This window comes from Sphaerotilus montanus (genome assembly GCF_013410775.1).
Classification (GTDB): domain Bacteria; phylum Pseudomonadota; class Gammaproteobacteria; order Burkholderiales; family Burkholderiaceae_C; genus Sphaerotilus; species Sphaerotilus montanus.
On record NZ_JACCFH010000001.1, the window covers coordinates 4,469,611 to 4,488,222 of the forward strand.

19 protein-coding genes and 1 pseudogene are annotated in these 18,612 nt (G+C 68.8%); 3 read left to right on the forward strand and 17 right to left on the reverse strand.

What is annotated here, in order from left to right:
• Window positions 1–3: 3 nt before the first annotated feature.
• Entirely contained in the window at window positions 4–918 is a 915-nt protein-coding gene (locus tag BDD16_RS20400) for a GGDEF domain-containing protein (RefSeq protein WP_179635622.1), read from the reverse strand.
• A gap of 236 nt (window positions 919–1,154) precedes the next feature.
• Between BDD16_RS20400 and BDD16_RS20405 the strand changes: the two genes are divergently transcribed.
• Together BDD16_RS20405 and BDD16_RS20410 are read left to right on the forward strand one after the other, a co-directional pair.
• On the forward strand, window positions 1,155–1,601 hold the full coding sequence (locus BDD16_RS20405) for a YeeE/YedE family protein (protein WP_179636274.1): 447 nt from the start codon (window positions 1,155–1,157) through the stop codon (window positions 1,599–1,601).
• Between the two features lie 5 nt (window positions 1,602–1,606).
• On the forward strand, window positions 1,607–2,029 hold the full coding sequence (locus BDD16_RS20410; protein WP_246332625.1) for a DUF6691 family protein: 423 nt from the start codon (window positions 1,607–1,609) through the stop codon (window positions 2,027–2,029).
• A gap of 3 nt (window positions 2,030–2,032) precedes the next feature.
• Here BDD16_RS20410 and BDD16_RS20415 read toward each other — a convergent pair whose 3' ends face one another.
• The 14 genes and pseudogenes from BDD16_RS20415 to BDD16_RS20485 all read right to left on the reverse strand — a co-directional run bounded on the left by BDD16_RS20415 (window position 2,033) and on the right by BDD16_RS20485 (window position 16,096).
• Entirely contained in the window at window positions 2,033–3,196 is a 1,164-nt protein-coding gene (locus tag BDD16_RS20415) for a pyridoxal-phosphate-dependent aminotransferase family protein (RefSeq protein ID WP_179635623.1), read from the reverse strand.
• A gap of 105 nt (window positions 3,197–3,301) precedes the next feature.
• Window positions 3,302–4,231, reverse strand: coding sequence for a sodium:calcium antiporter (locus tag BDD16_RS20420; RefSeq protein ID WP_179635624.1), 930 nt, complete (start codon window positions 4,229–4,231; stop codon window positions 3,302–3,304).
• A 9-nt stretch (window positions 4,232–4,240) separates the two neighbouring features.
• Window positions 4,241–5,511, reverse strand: a pseudogene (locus tag BDD16_RS20425) (putative Na+/H+ antiporter).
• A 361-nt stretch (window positions 5,512–5,872) separates the two neighbouring features.
• A complete protein-coding gene (paaZ, locus tag BDD16_RS20435) occupies window positions 5,873–7,936 on the reverse strand; it encodes a phenylacetic acid degradation bifunctional protein PaaZ (RefSeq protein WP_179635625.1) in 2,064 nt (687 codons plus the stop codon).
• On the reverse strand, window positions 7,933–9,078 hold the full coding sequence (locus BDD16_RS20440; protein WP_179635626.1) for an ABC transporter substrate-binding protein: 1,146 nt from the start codon (window positions 9,076–9,078) through the stop codon (window positions 7,933–7,935). The genes paaZ and BDD16_RS20440 overlap by 4 nt, the downstream gene beginning before the upstream one ends.
• A complete protein-coding gene (locus BDD16_RS20445; RefSeq protein ID WP_179635627.1) occupies window positions 9,075–9,695 on the reverse strand; it encodes a TetR/AcrR family transcriptional regulator in 621 nt (206 codons plus the stop codon). Before BDD16_RS20445 ends, BDD16_RS20440 begins: the two co-directional genes overlap by 4 nt.
• A gap of 29 nt (window positions 9,696–9,724) precedes the next feature.
• Window positions 9,725–10,804 carry a 1,2-phenylacetyl-CoA epoxidase subunit PaaE gene (gene paaE, locus BDD16_RS20450; RefSeq protein ID WP_179635628.1) on the reverse strand — a complete coding sequence of 360 codons (1,080 nt, stop codon included), beginning with the start codon at window positions 10,802–10,804 and terminating at the stop codon, window positions 9,725–9,727.
• Between the two features lie 7 nt (window positions 10,805–10,811).
• Window positions 10,812–11,339: a 1,2-phenylacetyl-CoA epoxidase subunit PaaD gene (gene paaD, locus BDD16_RS20455; protein ID WP_310734000.1), complete on the reverse strand. Its 528-nt coding sequence runs from the start codon at window positions 11,337–11,339 to the stop codon at window positions 10,812–10,814.
• Window positions 11,336–12,124, reverse strand: coding sequence for a 1,2-phenylacetyl-CoA epoxidase subunit PaaC (gene paaC, locus BDD16_RS20460; protein ID WP_179635629.1), 789 nt, complete (start codon window positions 12,122–12,124; stop codon window positions 11,336–11,338). Before paaC ends, paaD begins: the two co-directional genes overlap by 4 nt.
• 16 nt (window positions 12,125–12,140) lie before the next feature.
• Entirely contained in the window at window positions 12,141–12,455 is a 315-nt protein-coding gene (gene paaB / locus BDD16_RS20465) for a 1,2-phenylacetyl-CoA epoxidase subunit PaaB (RefSeq protein WP_179635630.1), read from the reverse strand.
• The gene (gene paaA / locus BDD16_RS20470; protein WP_179635631.1) at window positions 12,452–13,462 is read right to left on the reverse strand and encodes a 1,2-phenylacetyl-CoA epoxidase subunit PaaA; all 1,011 of its coding nucleotides are present in this window, start codon (window positions 13,460–13,462) and stop codon (window positions 12,452–12,454) included. Before paaA ends, paaB begins: the two co-directional genes overlap by 4 nt.
• Before the next feature lie 23 nt (window positions 13,463–13,485).
• On the reverse strand, window positions 13,486–14,799 hold the full coding sequence (gene paaK / locus BDD16_RS20475) for a phenylacetate--CoA ligase PaaK (RefSeq protein WP_179635632.1): 1,314 nt from the start codon (window positions 14,797–14,799) through the stop codon (window positions 13,486–13,488).
• Between the two features lie 32 nt (window positions 14,800–14,831).
• Window positions 14,832–15,266 (reverse strand): hydroxyphenylacetyl-CoA thioesterase PaaI, encoded by a 435-nt coding sequence (gene paaI / locus BDD16_RS20480; protein ID WP_179635633.1) that lies wholly within the window; start codon window positions 15,264–15,266, stop codon window positions 14,832–14,834.
• Window positions 15,267–15,292: 26 nt separating this feature from the next.
• Window positions 15,293–16,096: an enoyl-CoA hydratase-related protein gene (locus tag BDD16_RS20485; RefSeq protein WP_179635634.1), complete on the reverse strand. Its 804-nt coding sequence runs from the start codon at window positions 16,094–16,096 to the stop codon at window positions 15,293–15,295.
• Window positions 16,097–16,230: 134 nt separating this feature from the next.
• Between BDD16_RS20485 and BDD16_RS20490 the strand changes: the two genes are divergently transcribed.
• Entirely contained in the window at window positions 16,231–16,833 is a 603-nt protein-coding gene (locus BDD16_RS20490; RefSeq protein ID WP_179635635.1) for a phenylacetic acid degradation protein PaaY, read from the forward strand.
• A gap of 11 nt (window positions 16,834–16,844) precedes the next feature.
• Here BDD16_RS20490 and BDD16_RS20495 read toward each other — a convergent pair whose 3' ends face one another.
• Window positions 16,845–17,321 (reverse strand): hypothetical protein, encoded by a 477-nt coding sequence (locus BDD16_RS20495; RefSeq protein ID WP_179635636.1) that lies wholly within the window; start codon window positions 17,319–17,321, stop codon window positions 16,845–16,847.
• Between the two features lie 116 nt (window positions 17,322–17,437).
• Window positions 17,438–18,604 (reverse strand): hypothetical protein, encoded by a 1,167-nt coding sequence (locus BDD16_RS20500; RefSeq protein WP_179635637.1) that lies wholly within the window; start codon window positions 18,602–18,604, stop codon window positions 17,438–17,440.
• Between the last annotated feature and the right edge of the window lie 8 nt (window positions 18,605–18,612).

Below are 18,612 nucleotides of genomic sequence, written 5' to 3' on the forward strand. Positions count from 1 at the left end.
GCCTCAGTCGTCGTTGGCGACCGGGGCAGCGCCTCTTTCCTTGCGGTCCGCAAAGCCTTGGCGGCCCAGACCGCGCCGGGCGGCGGCCGCCGACAGGGCCATCTTGAGCATCTCTTCGGGCTGACGGCCATCGGACGGGTAGACCGCCAGGCCCGTCGAGACCGTGACCACGGCCGTCTGCGCACTCACCATGAACGGCTCGCGCAGCATCTGGGACAGCTTCAGCGCCACCCGGTCGCCGTCTTCCGGGGCCTCCAGCCGGGTCAGCACCACCGCGAACGCATCCGGCGCCAGCGCGGAGACGACGTCACTGGCCCGCAGTCCGCTGCGCAGCCGCACCGCGAGCTTGCGCCGCAGCGCCTGCGCCGCGGCCACACCGAGACGGGCTTCGGTCGTCGCCAGCCCCTCGACGCGGATCACCAGCAAGGCCATCGGCGCCGGCTCGCGCTCGCGCAGCGCGCAGAGCTGGTGGAGCAGCTCCATCAGCTGGACGCGGTTGGGCAGTCCGGTGGCCAGATCGATCGACCACGCCCGGCGCAGCTCCTGCTCCTGCCGCTTGCGCTCGATCGCCAGACACAGGCTGCGCCCGATCGACTCGTCGTCGGACTGCTCGGACGGCAGCACGTCCTGCACGCCGGCACGCAGCAGACTCAGCATCAGTTCGCGCGAGGGCTTGGGCGTGCGCACCACCACCGCCGCCGCCAGCACCGCCTGCGTCCAGGCCGCCCAGTAGGGCAAGGTCCTGGCCTCGGCTTCGTCCACGCACGAGATCAGGATCGCCTCGGGTGTGGACTCGGCCAGCGCCGCCTGCGCCATGTCCAGCGTCGGACACAGGCGCCAGACGCAGCGCCCGAAACGGGAATCGGACGCCTGCGGTGCGTCGGCACCAACGTGGAGAACGGAAATGGACGCAATCATGAAACGCTCTGAAGTGATGCCGGAATCATGCAATAAACGCACATGTACCATCGTTTGAATTGGCATGAATAGCCCGTGCAATACCGCACAAACCCTGTGAGAAAGAGGGGGATTTCCTCCATTCCTGACGTGGATAGTTCACACCACACGGCACTGCATGACATGCCCCCTGGGGTGTCTTGCCTGTGCGTGACAAGGTCGGTACGATCCGCAGCCTTGCCTTGACCCACGACAACATGACCCTCGACTGGATTCACTTCACTCCCGGTGCCGCACTGGCCGGTGGCGCCCTGATCGGCCTGGCCTCCGCCCTCTATCTGCTCGGCAATGGCCGCATCGCGGGCATTGCAGGCCTGGTCGGAGAGCCCCTGGCAGCGCTGCTGCGTGGCCAGTCCCTGGCACCACAGGCCAGCCGGCTGCTGTTCCTGCTGGGTCTGCTGCTGTCGCCGTGGCTGTGGCAGCTGGCGGCGGACTTGCCCGCCCGACAGGCCGGGGCCTCCACGGGTGGTCTGGTCGTCGCCGGTCTGCTGGTGGGCTTCGGCTCGCGGCTGGGCAACGGCTGCACCAGCGGCCACGGCGTGTGCGGGCTGAGCCGGCTGTCGGGGCGCTCGCTGGTCAACGTGCTGGTGTTCATGGGGGCGGGCTTCGCCACCGTGGCCGTCACGCGCCACCTGCTGGGATGACCACCATGAACAATGCTTCGATGCGCGCCCTGACCGCACTGGTGGCGGGACTGGTCTTCGGGCTGGGCCTGATCGCGGCCGGCATGACGCAGCCGCTGAAGGTGCAGGCCTTCCTCGACCTGGGGGGCGCCTGGGATCCGAGCCTGGCACTGGTGATGGGGGCGGCCGTGGGTGTCGGGCTGGTGGCCTTCGCGTGGGCCCGCAAGCGCGGCAAGACCCTGGACGGCGAGACCATCGACTGGCCCCGCGCCACGCAGATCGACGGCCCGCTGGTGCTCGGCGGCCTGCTGTTCGGCGTCGGCTGGGGCATCGCCGGTTTCTGCCCGGGACCGGCGATCGTCGCCCTGGGCAGCGGCTGGGGCGACGCAGGCATCTTCGTGGCAGCCATGCTGGTCGGCATGGCCGCACACGACCGATTCAAGCGCTGAACGTCAGGCGCTGACGGCCTGCGCCGGCTGCGCGGACGGCGACTGGATGCGGTCCAGCGCCGCTTCCAGCGCCGCGACGCTGCGGTCGATGTGGTGCAGCTTTTCCAGCCCGAACAGGCCGATGCGGAAGCTGCGGAAATCGGCCGGCTCGTCGCACTGCAGCGGCACGCCGGAAGCGGTCTGCAGCCCCTGCGCGATGAACTTCTTCGCCGACTGGATCTCCGGATCGGTCGTGTAGCTCACCACCACGCCCGGCGCCTGGAAGCCTTCCGCCGCCACGCTCGGGAAGCCGCGGCGCACCATCAGCTCGCGCACGCGGCGGCCGAGTTCGACCTGCTGCGCCTTGAGATACGCGAAGCCGCCGGCGCGGGTCTCTTCCATCGCCTCCAGGCACTTGGTCAGCGCGTCGGTCGGCATGGTGGTGTGGTAGATGTGGCCGCCGCCCTCGTAGGTCTCCATGATCTGGAGCCACTTCTTGAGGTCGCAGGCGAAGCTGGTGCTGGTGGTGGCGTCGATGCGCGCCCGCGCCAGCTCGCTCAGCATCACGAAGGCGCAGCACGGCGAGCCGCTCCAGCCCTTCTGCGGCGCGCTGATCAGCACGTCCACGCCAGTCGCCGCCATGTCCACCCACATCGCGCCCGAGGCGATGCAGTCGAGCACGAACACCCCGCCGACCGCGTGAACCGCGTCCGCCACCGCCTTCAGGTAGCCGTCGGGCAGGATCATGCCGCTGGCGGTTTCGACGTGCGGCGCGAAGACGACGCCAGGGCGGTATTCGGCGATCGTGGCGACGACTTCCTCGATCGGGGCTGGGGCGAACGGCGCTTGCGAGCCGCTGGCGGTCTGGCGCGCCTTCAGCACACGGGTCTCGGACGGGATGCCGCCCATGTCGAAGATCTGCGACCAGCGGAAGCTGAACCAGCCGTTGCGGATCACCAGCACACGCTGCTGCGTGGCGAACTGGCGGGCGACGGCCTCCATGCCGAAGGAGCCACTGCCGGGAACGACGATGGCCGAGCGGGCGCTGTAGGCTTCCTTGAGCACGCCGGAGATGCCGCGCATGACACCCTGGAAGCGCTGGGACATGTGGTTGAGGGCACGGTCGGTGTAGACGACCGAGTATTCGAGCAGGCCGTCGGGATCGACGTGGGGCAACAGGCCAGGCATGGGACGGCTCCGTGTAGTTTGAATGCGCAAGTATTCAACCACAGCGCCACCTCCCTGCCCCTCGGCAATGACCCCGAAAGGAGCGCGCCTGTCACCACCCGGAGTTCAGGCGGAGAGGCTCCTCGCGATGTGCACCGCATAGACGGACAGCAGCAAGAGGCCACGCACCCGCGGAATGCGCCCCCGAACCGGCAGCATCAGCAGCAAGGCCAGCACGCCGATCCACAGTACGCCGGACACGGTGGCGAATGGAATCCGGATCGGGTGGATCACCGCCGCGGTACCGACAATGACCATCCCGTTGAACAGATTGCTGCCCAGCAGGGTGCCGAGGCCCATGTCGTCCTCGCCACGCCAGCGAGACAGCAGCGTCGTCACCAGTTCCGGCAAGGATGTTCCCAGCGCCACCAGGGTGACGCCGATCACATAGCCCTGCATCCCGAGCGCCGCGGCCAGTCCACTGGCACCGGACACGAACAGGCGCCCGGCGACAAGCAAGCCGATCAGCCCACCCAGCAGCCAGGACCAGAACCGGACCGGCCGCACCGCGGGCTCCAGTGCCTCGGGCGCCGGCAGGCTCTGGCGGTACCGGACCGCCTGCCGGGCCACCAATGCCAGCCAGCCCGCGAAAAGGCCAAGCAGGAGCAGCCCGTCCAAGCGCGACAGTTCACCATCCAGAAGCAGCAACCCCGTCAACAGCGGCACCAGCAGCGCCAGCAGGGCATCCCGACGCAGTGGTGGCCACTGCGCCGGCACATCGCCGAACACCAGGGCCAGCCCCATGATCAAGGCCATGTTGGCAACGTTGCTGCCCAAGGCATCCCCGAGACCGATGGCTGGCTGCCCATCCAGCGCAGCCAGCGTTGTCACCGTCAGTTCCGGACTGGATGTTGCAAAGGCGGCCAACGTGGTCGCCACCAGCATCGTCGGCAGGCGCCACCATGCAGCCAGGCCCAGCACGCCCCGCAGGAACGCCTCACCGCCTGCAGCCGCCAGCACGACCGCCGCCAGCAAGGAGGCCAGATCAAGCAGCATCGAAACGACTCACAGCAGACGCAAGGCCAGGGCAGCCACCACCGTCGGTCCGAGGGCCGCTGCCAGCAGGCCCAGCGGATGGACGGCACCATCGTCGAAATGTCCGCGCAAGATCGCGATGCCTGCAGGGTTGGGGGCATTGGCAATCACCGTCAGCCCGCCGCCCGTCACGGCACCCGCCACCAGCGCGACCTTGAAGTCGTCCGACAGCCCCTCCACCAGCGAGCCGAGGTAGGTCAGTGCCGCGTTGTCGGTGAAGGCGGTCAGCGCAGTTGCGCCGAAGAACACCGCGTCGCTGCTCATGCTCAGCAGCACGGGCTTGAGCCACCACTGCTGCTGCCCGCCAAGCACGACCAGCCCGGCCAGGAAAAACGCCACCAGCAGGCCCTCACGCAGGATGAGCCGGTCCTGATGGTGCTCGTAGGCATGGGTCACCCCGAGGAAAAACAGGAACAGCCCCATGAACACTGCCGGGTGGTGCGCAAACACCACCACACCGACCAGAAAGGCCAAGTGCACCACCACCAGCACGGGCGGCACCGGCGTACCGGAATTCCCGCCTTTGGCCAGCGGCAGGCCTGCCAGCTCCTTCCAGAACAGCAAGGACAGCCCCAGTGCATTGACTGTGACCGCCACCGCCGCTTTCCAGCCGAACGTGGAAAGCATGAAGGCCATGTCCCAGCCCCACGTGCCGGCCACCATCAGCACTGGCGGCGCGGCAAACGGCGTCAGCGTGCCGCCGATGGAGATGTTGACGAACAGCGTGCCGAGCGTGGCGTACTTCAGCCGAAGGGAGATGGGCTGTGAGAAGAAACGGTCGGCCAGGATCAGTGCAGCCAGCGTCATCGCTGCCGGTTCGGTGATGAATGAACCGAGCAGCGGCACCGCAATCATCACCAGCAGAAAGTAGCCCAGACTGCCCGGCAAGGGCAGCACGCGGGCAAGCAACTGCACCACAGCCATCGCGGTCCGGAGGATGGGCCGGGTCGCCGCGATCACCATGATCGCGAAGACAAACAAGGGCTCGGTGAAGTTGCGCGAATCGAGCGCGAATCGACATAGACAGTGGCCGATGCCGATCCATCGATGGCGAACATGGCGAGCACCAGCACCATGGCCCAGAAGCCGAAGACCACCTCGACCTCACCCAGCAGATGCCACAAGCCGGCATGGCGTGGGCGGGCGTGGGCCAGACGCTCGAAGAACTTGGTGGCGAAGGTATGCGCAATGGCGACAGCGAACAGCACCGCGCCGATCAGTTCAATCAGGGTGTAGGTCACCGGATTCCTTTCGTCGAGTCCCCATGCAGGCTCCGGAAGACCGGGCGCCCATGGAGTCGATTGGAACAGGGTTCGCTACCATGCACCCAGCTTCTCCCGCCGCGCCACCCTGGAGCCACCCGATGGGACATCCCGCCAGCCCCCGACGATGACCGCCACCGACTACCTCGCCTGGGAAGCCGCCCAGACCGAGCGCCATGAGTTCCTTGATGGCGAGGTCTGGGCGATGGCCGGTGCCGACGATCGGCACGTGTCCGTCGCACTCAACATCACGATGGCGCTGAAGCAGCCCCTGCCGCACCTCCATGAGCGACATGAAGCTGCACGCTGCCAGCGCCAACAACTGCTTCTACGAGCCCGATCATCCGGCCGCGGCGCCAGCCTTCTTCGCCACCAGCGTCAGGATGTCATAGCTCGCCACCAGCTCCCCATGCTGGTTGCTGACCTCCACGTCCCACGCCACCACGCCCTGCCCCACCCCGCTCGGATCGACGCGGTTGCGGTCGATCTTGCGCTTGCAGGTCAGCCGCGCCCGGATCGTGTCGCCGATGGCCACCGGCTTGACGAAGCGCAGCGTGTCCAGCCCGTAGTTGGCCAGCACCGGCCCCGGCGCGGGCGAGACGAACAGCCCCGCCGCCGCCGACAGCACGAAGTAGCCGTGCGCGATGCGCTGGCCGAACTGCGTTTCCTTCGCGGCGATCTCGTCGAAGTGCATGTAGAAGTAGTCGCCCGAGATGCCGCCGAAGTTGACGATGTCGGCCTCGCCCACCGTGCGGCGGTGGGTCAGCAGCGACTCGCCGATCTGCAGCTCCTCAAAATGGCGCCGGAACGGATGCACCTCGGTCTCGATCACCTTGGCGCCGCGCACATGCTCGCCCGTGACCGCGGCCAGCATCGTCGGCGAACCTTGCACCGCCGTGCGCTGCAGGTAGTGCTTCACCGCGCGCACGCCGCCGAGTTCCTCGCCCCCGCCCGCGCGACCCGGGCCGCCGTGCTTGAGCACGGGCAGCGGCGAGCCGTGGCCGGTCGACTCCACCGCCGATTCGCGGTCGAGGATGTGCAGCCGGCCATGCAGCGCCGCCGCTTCCGGAATCACGCGCGCAGCGATCTGCGGATCGCGCGTCACCAGCGTCGCCACCAGCGAACCACGCCCACGCGCCGCCAGCGCCAGCGCCTCGTCGATGCCGTCATAGGCCATCAGCGTGCTGACCGGGCCGAAGGCTTCGACATCGTGGACTGCGTCGTGCGCCAGCGGCTGGCGGCACAGCAGCAGCGTCGGCGCGAAGAAGGCGCCGCCTGCGGTGCCTTCACCGACCGGGCGCACCGCATCCACGCCGCCGCAGACCAGCTCGGCGCCATCCGCCAGCAGCATCGCCACGCGCTCGGCCACGTCGGCCTGCTGCGCGTGCGAGGCCAGCGCGCCCATGCGGACGCCCTCGACCGCCGGATCCCCGACCACCACCTTGGCCAGCCGCGCCTGCAGCCGCTCGGCGACGGCCTCCAGGTGCTGGCGCGGCACGATGGCGCGGCGGATCGCGGTGCATTTCTGGCCCGCCTTGACCGTCATCTCGCGGGCGACTTCCTTGACGAAGAGGTCGAACTCCTCGTCGTCCGGTGTCACGTCCGGAGCCAGGATGGCGCAGTTGAGCGAGTCGGCCTCGGCGTTGAACGGGACCGAGTTCCGGACCAGGTTCGGGTGGACACGCAGCCGCGCCGCCGTGTCCGCCGAGCCGGTGAAGGTCACCACGTCCTGCCCGTTCAGCCGGTCGAGCAGGTCGCCCGTGCCGCCGATGACCAGTTGCAGCGCGCCCTCCGGCAGGATCCCCGACTCGACGATCAGCCGCATCGCTGCTTCCGTGACGTAGCTGGTCGCCGTCGCCGGCTTGCCGATGCAGGGCATGCCCGCCAGGAAACTCGGCGCGAACTTCTCCAGCAGACCCCAGATGGGGAAGTTGAACGCGTTGATGTGGACCGCCACCCCGCGCCGCGGCACGAGGATGTGCGTCCCGGCAAAGCCGCCCTTCTTGCCCAGCGGGATGGCCGGGCCTTCATGGACGACGTTGCCCGACGGCAGTTCGTTGCTGCCGAGGCTGGCGTAGGCGAACAGCGTGCCCGCGCCGCCTTCGATGTCGATCCATGAGTCGGCGCGCGTGGCCCCGGTGTGCGCGGAGATGGCGTAGAGCGGCTCCTTGTGCTCCATCAGGAACTTGGCGAGCGCCTTCAGCCGCTGCGCGCGCTGCTGGAAATCCAGCGCCAGCAGGTTCGGCAGGCCCACACGGCGGGCGTGGTCCACCGCCTCGGCGAAGTCGATCGCCTCGGCATGGGTCTGCGCGACCACGCGGCCATCGACCGCGCTGCGCAGCGCCTGCGCCGGCGCCTGGCCGATCCAGCGCCCGCCGATCCAGCTTTGCAGCGGCCCCGTCATTGCGCGAACTTCCACGCGCCGTTCTCGATCTTGACCATCACGCGGGCGCGCTGGTCGAGGCCGAGGTGGTCGGTGGCCGACATGTTGAAGATGCCGTGCGCGCCGGGCACTTCCTTGACCTGCTCCAGCGCATCGCGCAGCGCGGCGCGGAACTCGGGCGTGCCGGGCTTGGCCTTCTTCAGCGCGGCCGGAACCGCCGCCGACATCAGCACGCCGCTGTCCCAGGCATGGCCACCGAAGGTCGAGACGGTGCCCTTGCCGTAGGCTGCTTCATAGGCGGTGACGTAAGCCATGGCCGACTTCTTGACCGGGTGCGCGGCCGGCAGCTGGCTGGCCACCAGCACCGGGCCGGCCGGCAGGTAGGTGCCTTCCACGTCCTTGCCGCCCACGCGCAGGAAGTCGGCATTCGCGACACCGTGCGTCTGGTAGAACTTGCCAGCGTAGCCGCGCTCCTTGAGCGTCTTCTGCGGCAGTGCGGCCGGCGTGCCCGAACCAGCGATCAGCACCGCGTCCGGCTGCGCCGCCATCAGCTTGAGCGCCTGCCCGGTCACCGAGGTGTCGTTGCGGGCGTAGCGCTCGCTGGCGACGATCCGGAGCTTCTTCAGCTCGGCCGCCTTGGTGAACTCCTGGAACCAGCCTTCGCCGTAGGCGTCCGCGAAACCGATGAAGGCCACCGTCTTCACGCCGCTGCCCGCCATGTGCTCGGCAATCGCCAGCGACATCTGGATGTCGTTCTGCGGCGTCTTGAAGACCCAGCGCTTCTTGGCGTCCTGCGGCTCGACGATGCGGGCCGAGGCGGCCATCGAGATCATCGGCGTCTGCGCTTCCGAGACCGCGTCGATCATCGCCAGCGAGTTCGGCGTGGTGGTCGAGCCGAGGATGATGTCGACCTTGTGTTCGGCGATCAGCTTGCGGGCGTTGGCGACCGCGGCGGTCGTGTCCGACGCATCGTCGAGCACGATGTAGTTGATCGTCTGGCCCGCGATGCTCTTGGGCATCAGCGCGACGGTGTTCTTCTCCGGAATGCCGAGCGAAGCGGCCGGGCCGGTGGCGGACACGGTGACACCGACGTTGATGTCGGCAAGTGCGGCAGCGCTGGCGAGAGCGGCGGCGAGCAGGGTCAGGATCTTGTTGAGTTTCATCGGGGTGTCTCCTCGTGGGGTGGAATCTGGATGCGGTGGATGCCGCCAAAGAACAGGTCGGCCACGATCGGCGCCATCTGGTCGTAGCCCAGCCGCCCGTCGGGCTTCAGCCAGGTGAACATCCAGTTGATCATGCCGAACAGCAGCATCGAGACGGGGGTGGCCAGGTGGGCCGCGTCGAACTCGGGGCGCAACTCGACCAGCGTGCGGGCAAATCCGTCGACCACCTGCCGCTCCATCACCAGCACGCGCGCGCGGTCCTCGGGCTCCAGGAAGCGCACGTCCTCGGTCAGCACGCGGTGGGCGTGCTGGGCGCCGGCGTATTCCTCGACGAAGCGGATGATGAGCCGCTGCAGGCGCGCCTCGGCGGGCAGGCCTTCGGCTTCGATGCCGCGCACCAGCTCGGACAGGCGCGCCACATGCCCCTCGGCGATCTGCACCAGCAGCGCGTACTTGTCGCGGTAGTAGTGGTAGAGCGTCGGCTTGGACAGCCCGCAGGCCTCGGCGAGCTGGTTCATGGACGTGGCCGGATAGCCGCGCTGCGAGAACAGCTCGGCTGCGTGCGCGAGGATCATCTCGCGCTGGTCGTCGTAGGCAGGGGATCGGGTGCGGGCCACAGGCAGGGGAACTGACGGTTCAGGTCAGCTCAGCGTTCGTCGTAGGAGAGCACGACCCGCTCCGTCAAGGGATGCGACTGGCAGGTCAGCACGAAGCCGGCAGCCACCTCGCTGGCATCGAGCGCGAAGTTGCGGTCCATGCGCACCTTGCCCTCCAGCACCTTGGCCCGGCAGGTGCAGCATACCCCCGACTTGCATGAGAACGGCACGTCCAGCCCGGCCGCGGCCGCGGCGTCCAGGATGCTCGGATCGGTCTTGCGGAAGGCGATCTCGCGCTGCAGACCGTCGCGGATGATCACCACGCTGGCGTTGTCCGCGTCTTCCGGCCGGACCTCATGGACCGGCGCCGCACCCGGTTTCGCCGCCGGCACACCGAAGCGCTCGACATGGATGCGCTCCGCCGCGACGCCGGCCGTCTTCAGCGCGGTCTCCACATCGTCGTTGAAGCTGTACGGCCCGCAGACGAAGACCTCGTCGATCGACGCCGCCGGCACCAGCACGCGCAGGAAGATGGCGAGCTTGTCGGCGTCGAGCCGGCCGGTGTTGAGCGGCGTGTCGGTGTGCTCGTCGGAGAAGACGTTGTGCAGCACCAGGCGGGTCAGGTAGCGGTTCTTCAGGTCCTCGATCTCCTCCTTGAACATCGTGGACTTCTGGCTGCGGTTGCCGTAGATCAGCGTGAAGGTGCTGTGCGGCTCGCGGGCCAGCACGCTCTTCATCAGCGACAGGATCGGCGTGATGCCGCTGCCGCCCGCGATGCCGACGACGTGGCGGCACGCCGCGGCGTCCAGCGGCACCGTGAAATGGCCCTGCGGCGGAAAGACCTGCAGCGTGTCGCCCGGCTGCAGCCGCTCGTTGACCCAGGTCGAGAACACGCCGCCGGGCACCTTGCGCACGCCGACGCGCAGCGCGGCATCGTCCAGCCCCGCGCAGATCGAATACGAACGGCGCAGATCCTGGCCGTCGATGTCGCCGCGCAGCGTCAGGTACTGGCCGGGCTGGAACTGGAAGGTCTCGCGCAGGGTGTCGGGCACGTCGAAGGAGACCAGCACGGCCTCCTCGGTGTCGGCTTGCACGGCGCGCACGCGCAGCGGGTGGAAATGCAGACTCATGTCGGCCTCAGATCGGCTTGAAGTGTTCGAAAGGCTCGCGGCAGCTCAGGCAGCGGTAGAGCGCCTTGCACGCGGTCGAGCCGAAGGCGGACAGGCGCTCGGTCTGCGCACTGCCGCAACGTGGACAGGCGATGGCCGCGGCCGCCGTGCGACGCACCAGCCGGATCGGCACGTCCGCCCCGGGTGCGACCGGGCCGGGTGGCGCGATGCCGTACTCCCGCAGCTTGCGGCGGCCGTCCTCGCTGATCCAGTCGGTGGTCCAGGCCGGCGCGCGCTGCAGCGACAGACGCACCGGGCCGAGGCCGGCGGCGACCAGCGCGGCGCGGGCGTCCTGCTCGATCTGCTCGGTGGCGGGGCAGCCGGAATAGGTCGGCGTCAGCACGATCTCCAGCACGCCGTCCTCGCCGCGCCGCACGTCACGCACGATGCCGAGGTCGCACAGCGAGATCGCCGGCACTTCGGGATCGGGCACCTCGTGCAGCACCGCCCAGGCACGGGCGATGTCGCCGGACGCGTCCAGCGCCAGCGTGCTCACCACGCGCCCCCGGGGTAGGCGCGCTGCAGGTACTGCATGTCGGCCAGGATGTAGCCCATGTGCTCGCTGTGCACGCCGCGTTTGCCGGTGGTCAGGAAGGTGGAGGCCTTGGGTGCTTGCAGACCGGCATCGGCCAGCAGCTCGCCCATTGCCGCTTCCCAGTCGCCGCGCAGGTCCGACCAGCGCGGCCCCAGCCCGCAGGCGGCGGCCGCCTCGTCGACCGCGTCGGCGTCGAACAGCTCGCTGCTGTAGCGCCAGAGCGTGTCGACCGCGGCGGCCATGCGGCGGTGCGATTCGTCGGTGCCGTCGCCCAGGCGCACGACCCAGTCGGCAGCGTGCTGCTCGTGGTAGCGGGCTTCCTTGACCGCCTTGCCGGCGATGCCCGCCAGTTCGCTGTCGCTGGAAGTCGCCAGCCGCGTCCACATCAGGCGCAGGAAGGTCGCGACCATCGCGTTGCGCAGCACCGTGAAGGCGAAGTCGCCGCGGGGCAGCTCGACCAGCGTGGCGTTCAGGTAGTCGCGCTCGTCGCGCAGGAAGGCGAGCTGGTCCTCGTCGTGCAGCGGCGCACCGGCGGCGGCGCCGAGCTGGCCGGCGCGAGTCAGCAGCGCGCGCGACTGGCCGATCAGGTCGAGGGCCATGTTGGTCAGCGCGATGTCCTCTTCGAGGATGGGCGCGTGGCCGCACCACTCGCCCAGGCGCTGGCCCAGGATCAGGCAGGTGTCGCCCAGGCGCAGCAGGTACTGCACGGACGGGTCGCGGCTCGGCTGGATGGAAGGTGTGCTCATCGCGTGCGGTCCCTGTTCACATGTGGTCCACGGACTCGGGCAGGTGATAGAAGGTCGGGTGGCGGTAGACCTTGTCCTCCATCGGGTCGAAGTACATGTCCTTGTCGCCCGGGTCGCTGGCGGTGATCTGGTCCGAGGGCACGACCCAGATGCTCGATCCTTCCTGGCGGCGGGTGTAGACCTCGCGGGCGAGCTGGATGGCCATCTTCGCGTCGGGTGCGTGCAGGCTGCCGCAGTGCTTGTGGTCGAGTCCGGCCTTGCTGCGGACGAAGACTTCCCACAGGGGCCATTCGTTCTGGGTGCTGCTCGGGGTGCTGTTGGGCGTGCTCATGCGGATGCCTTCAGAGGTTGGGTTTGCTTGCGGGCGTGGGCCAGCGCGGCCTCGCGGACCCAGGCGCCGTCGTCCCAGGCCTTGACGCGGGCGCCGAGGCGCTCGCGGTTGCACGGCCCGTCGCCGCCGACCACGCGCCAGAACTCGGCCCAGTCGATCGGGCCATGGTCGTGGTGGCCACGTTCGGCGTTCCATTGCAGATCGGGGTCCGGCAGCGTCACGCCCAGCACCTCGGCCTGCGGCACGGTCGCGTCGATGAACTTCTGGCGCAGGTCGTCGTTGGAGATGCGCTTGATGCCCCAGCGCATCGACTGCGCCGAGTTGGGCGACTGGTCGTCCGGCGGGCCGAACATCATGATCGACGGCCACCACCAGCGGTTCACCGCGTCCTGCACCATCGCCTTCTGCGCGTCGGTACCGTTCTGCATCATCACCAGCAGGCTGTCGTAGCCCTGGCGCTGGTGGAAGCTCTCCTCGCGGCAGATGCGCACCATCGCCCGCGCATACGGCGCGTAGCTGCAGCGGCAGATCGGCACCTGGTTCATGATCGCCGCGCCGTCGACCAGCCAGCCGATCACGCCGATGTCGGCCCAGGTCAGCGTCGGGTAGTTGAAGATCGAGCTGTACTTGGCCTTGCCGGTGTGCAGCGCGTCGAGCAGCTGGTCGCGGCTGGTGCCCAGCGTCTCGGCCGCGGCGTAGAGGTAGAGGCCGTGGCCGCCTTCGTCCTGCACCTTGGCCATCAGGATCGCCTTGCGCTTCAAGGTCGGGGCGCGGGTGATCCAGTTGCCTTCGGGCAGCATGCCGACGATCTCGGAGTGCGCGTGCTGGCTGATCTGGCGCACCAGGGTCTTGCGGTAGTGCGCGGGCATCCAGTCCTTGGCCTCGATGAAGCCGCCGTCGTCGATGCGGGCGTCGAAGCGCGCTTCGAGCTGCGCTTCCTCGGCCGAGCGGACCGCCTTGGGGCTGCCTTCTTCGCGGCCCATCGTGTCCATCGCCTGTGTGTACATGGGGATTCCTTTCAGCAGAGGATTCAGCGCTTGCGCTGGTCGATGACGCGGCGGGCCTTGCCGACCAGCGTGCGCTCGATCGAATCGGTGGGCAGCACCTCGACCTTGGTCGAGATGCCCACCAGCGTCTTGATGCGGTGCGTGACCCACGCGACCACCTCCTGGTGCTCACTCGGCGACAGCACCACACCCGGCTGCAGCTCGCAGCGCACACCCACCTTGTCCAGCGGGCCTTCGCGGCTGACCTGGATCTGGTACTGGCCCGAGAGCTGCGGATGGGCCAGCACGATCTCCTCGATCTGGGTCGGGAAGACGTTGACGCCGCGGATGATGAGCATGTCGTCGCTGCGGCCGACGATCTTGCCGATGCGGCGGAACGACCGCGACGTGGGCGGCAGCAGCCGGGTCAGGTCGCGGGTGCGGTAGCGGATGACCGGCAGCGCTTCCTTGGTCAGCGTCGTGAAGACCAGCTCGCCCTCCGAGCCGTCGGGCAACACCTCGCCCGTCTCCGGGTCGATGATCTCGGGATAGAAATGGTCCTCCCAGATCACCGGGCCGTCCTTGGACTCGATGCACTCGCTGGCCACGCCCGGCCCCATCACCTCGGACAGGCCGTAGATGTCCACCGCGTCGATGCCCGCCTTGCCCTCGATCTCGCGGCGCATGGCCTCGGTCCACGGCTCGGCGCCGAAGATGCCGACCTTCAGCGACGACTGCACCGGGTCGAGCCCCTGGCGCACGAACTCCTCGACGATCACCTGCATGTAGCTGGGGGTGACCATGATGATGTCGGGCTTGAAGTCGGTGATGAGCTGGACCTGCTTCTCGGTCTGGCCGCCGGACATCGGGATCACGGTGCAGCCAAGCCGCTCGGCGCCGTAATGCGCACCCAGGCCGCCGGTGAACAGGCCGTAGCCGTAGGCGACGTGGACGATGTCGCCCGCCCGGCCGCCCGCAGCGCGGATCGAACGCGCCACCAGATCCGCCCAGCGGTCGATGTCGCCCTTGGTGTAGCCGACGACGGTGGGCTTGCCGGTCGTGCCCGACGAGGCATGGACCCGCGCCACCTGCGTGCGCGGCACGGCGAAGAGGCCGAACGGGTAGTTGTCGCGCAGATCCTTCTTGGTCGTGAACGGAAACTTCGCGAGATCGGCCAGCGATTTCAGGTCGCTCGGATGCACGCCCTTGGCGTCGAACGCGGCGCGGTAGTGCGGCACGTTGTCGTAGGCGTGCTGCAGCGTCCAGCGCAGGCGGTCGAGCTGCAGCGCGGCGACCTCGTCGCGGCTGGCGGTCTCGATTGGTTCCAGCTCACCGGGGGCGGGTTGGCGCACGGGCATGGGCAGGGTCTCCTGGTCTTCTTGGTCTGGATTCAGGCGGCGGGCGGCACGGTCGGCCGGCCCTTCATGCGGTACGAGCGGCCGCGGAACACGGCGATGCGCTCGCCGCGCTGGTTGGTGACGTTCACGTCGTACACGCCGGTCCGGCCGGCGAGCGAGACTTCCTCGGCGACCGCAGTGAGCACGTCGCCCTCGCGGCCGGGCGCCACGAAGTCCACCGACAGGCCCGAGGCCACGGTGAGTTCGTTGTAGGAGTTGCAGGCGTAGGCGAAGGCCGAGTCCGCCAGCGTCGTGATCAGCCCGCCGTGGCAGATGGCGAAGCCGTTGAGCATGTCGGGGCGCACGGTCATGGTCATCGTGGCGCGGCCGGGCGCGATGTGGGTGACGCGGATGCCGAGCGCCTGGCAGGCCTGGTCATTGGCCATCATCCCGGTGCCGACGTGGTCGGCGGTGTCTTGTGGGGTCATGTCGGAGCGGTCTTCCGGGATGCGGTTCAGCGGTCGGTGAAGGTCGGGGCGCGCTTGGCCATGAACGCGGCCACGCCTTCCTGGTAGTCATGTGCGCTGCCGAAGTGGCGCTGCAGCGTGCACTCGGCGTCGAGGGCTTCGGAGAGGTCCATGCCCTGCGCAGCGTCCATCGCCTGCCGGGTGGCGACCAGCGCGGCGGTCGGCATCGCGGCGAGCTTCTGCGCCAGGGCCTGCGCGTCGGCCTGCAGTGCGGCGTCGTCCACACAGCGCCAGATCAGCCCGATCCGCTCGGCCTCGGCCGCCGGCAGCTTGTCGCCCAGCAGCGCGAGCCCGAGCGCCTGCGCCCGACCGACCAGCCGCGGCAGCAGCCAGGTGCCCGCCGTGTCCGGCACCAGCCCGATCTTGGTGAACGCCTGGATGAAGCTGGCCGAGCGCCCCGCCAGCACGAGGTCACAGGCCAGCGCCAGATTCGCCCCGGCCCCGGCCGCCACGCCGTTGACCGCCGCGACCACCGGCACCGGCATCGAGCGCAGCCGCAGCACCAGCGGGCGGTAATAGTGTTCGATGACGTGGCCGAGATCCTTGGGCGGCGCGCCGGGCGTCAGGTCCGGCGTGACCACCGGGTCCGACAGATCCTGCCCCGAGCAGAACGCCCGCCCTGCCCCGGTCAGCACCACGCAGCGCACGCTGGCATCCGACGCGGCATCGTCCAACGCGGTGAACAGTTCGCGGTGCAGCGCGGTGGTGAAGCTGTTGAGCGCCGCCGGGCGGTTCAGCGTCAGCGTCAGCACGGCGCCGTCTTGCGCTTTCAGGACCAGGGACTCCGGCATGCAGTGATCTCCTCGTGACCGCATCGGGTCGTTCTGAATTGACCGACCGTTCGGTAGATATTAGATTGCAGCGCTGCACTGACGCAAGTCAAACCCCCTCCAGACAAACCCTGACCGCCCCGAAAGGTTCCCGAATGCCCTGCTACAGCCTCGAAGGTGTCACGCCCGTCGTCCACCCCAGCGCCTACGTCCACCCCACCGCCGTGCTGATCGGCGACGTGATCGTCGGCCCGGACTGCTACATCGGCCCCTGCGCCAGCCTGCGCGGCGACTTCGGGCGCATCGTGCTGCACCGGGGCGTGAACGTGCAGGACACCTGCGTCATCCACGGCTTCCCGAACCAGGACACCCTCGTCGAGGAAAACGGCCACATCGGCCACGGCGCCGTGCTGCACAGCTGCACCGTGCGGCGCGACGCGCTGGTCGGCATGAACGCGGTCGTGATGGACGAGGCGGAGATCGGCGAGGCGGCGATCGTGGCCGCGTGTGCGTTCGTGCCGGCGGGCAAGAAGGTGGCGCCGCGCACGCTGGTGGTCGGCTCGCCGGCGCGCAAGCTGCGCGACCTCACAGACGACGAAGTCGCGTGGAAGCTGGAGGGCACGCAGGTCTACCAGGAGCTGTCGCGGCGCTGCATGGCATCAATGGTGGAGGTCCAGCCGCTGCAGGAGGAGGAGGCGGACCGGCCGCGGCTGCAAGGCTCGGTGGTGCAGTCGCTGATCGCGACGAAGCGGGGCTGAAACCGCGACCGCTATCCGATCCAGCATTCGGCGTCCTGAACGGGATCGAAGAGGATGTCAAATCCCCGACCATTCCACACGGCAGGAGCAGCGGACAAGCGCGGACGGAAGCCGTTGCTGCCCCTGGCGGCCACCAGATCCTCGATCAGGTCGTCCAGCCACACTTCCTCGCCGACCACGAGGTCGCGGGGCAGCAGGTAGGCGGCGAATGGACTGGGGAAATGGTAGGGGTAATACGACCCGCCAGCGACCAGTTTTCCATCACTGGGCCATTCACGCAGATCAAAGGACAACTCTTGAATCTCGCCTGTGGCGTGGTTCTGGAATATCGCCACACTGAAATGGACGTCTGGACTCGGCCGCAAGAACTGCACCAGCGGCTGGAATCCGGCGCGGGCCGCGGCATTGATGTCGTCGATGGTGCGGCCGGTCCGGACAATCCGCCGACTTCCAGGTTCCTGCAATGTCTTTCGATCAGGCCGGGTCATGAACGCAGACTCCTTGCTGCCAGCAGCAGAAATGACTGCCGGCTTCTGGAGACGATTATGCAGAGCGTCTGCCGCGTATTTTCGCTTCAGGACCAGCCATCACCATTCATCACGATTCATCGGGCGTCATCCGGAATCGCTCCCGCTTCGTCACGGCGCAGCCAGGCACGGCCGACCATCCACTCCAGGACGACCGCCACCGCCATCAGCCCCGCCCCCAGCAGCAGCACCCGCACCGGCGACCAGCCCTGCACGCTCCACCAGAAGCCCCCCAGCGCCAGCATCCGGAAGGCCCACAGCACGACCTCGCGCACGACGATCCGGTCCGCCAGCGCGCCTTCCAGGTCGAGCAGCCGCTGGTTGAGCACCTGCTCGCTGGCGGCCCAGAACGGTTGCACGGCGGCCAGTGTCAGCAGATGGACAACGTAGAGCGCCGGATGCCAGACGCTCGCCCCCAGCAGCAGATGGGCGGCGACCATGCCGACGGCGGCCAGCGCCATCCAGCGCAGACGGTTGCCAGCATGTCGACGGCCGCGCAGCGCGAACAGCGCCAGGCCGCCGAACACCGTCGCGGCGCTGGCCGTCCAGCCGTAGTGGCTCACGACACCGAGCGCCTGCACCGCGCCGCTGGCCCCGAGCACCATGCCCACGCCCATCAGTCCCGACTCCAGCCCGTACAGCGGCAGGCAGCGCACGAAACCGGGCTGCCGCACCACGGCCATCGGGCGCTCCCAATGGATCGCTGGCGTGCGCGGCAACCGGCGCGGCGCCCAGACCGCGGCCACCAGCGCCAGCGCGGCATAGCTGGCATAGACCGCCGCAGCGCGTTCACCGGTCATCGACAGGAACAGCGTGACCGTCAGCGTGGCGCACAGCCCGGCGAAGACGGTCCAGACGGTGGTGTGGGCCGCGTAGGGGTCGCGGTCGGCGTCGGCGAGCAGGCTCAGCTCCAGCCACAGCCGCGCGCCCCAGGTCAGCCCGATGAACGCGCCGATCGCCACGGCCAGCCACAACGGCGCGTCCTGCGCCAGCAGCAGCACCAGCGCGGGGAGCAGGAAGCCGGCGCGGATCAGGTGCACCGGCTGCAACGACCAGCGCCGCCCCAGCGCGAAGGCGCCGACGATGCACACCACCGTGGCCGTCAGCATCACCGCCGTGAACACGACGGCCATCGTCCAGCCACTCTGCGCAAACACGAGTACGCCAGCGAAGCCGATCAGCGTCGAGAAGGCGCCTTGGCAGGCGATGAAGGGGAGGAGGCGGCGTTCCAGAGGAGTGGACATGGGACAAG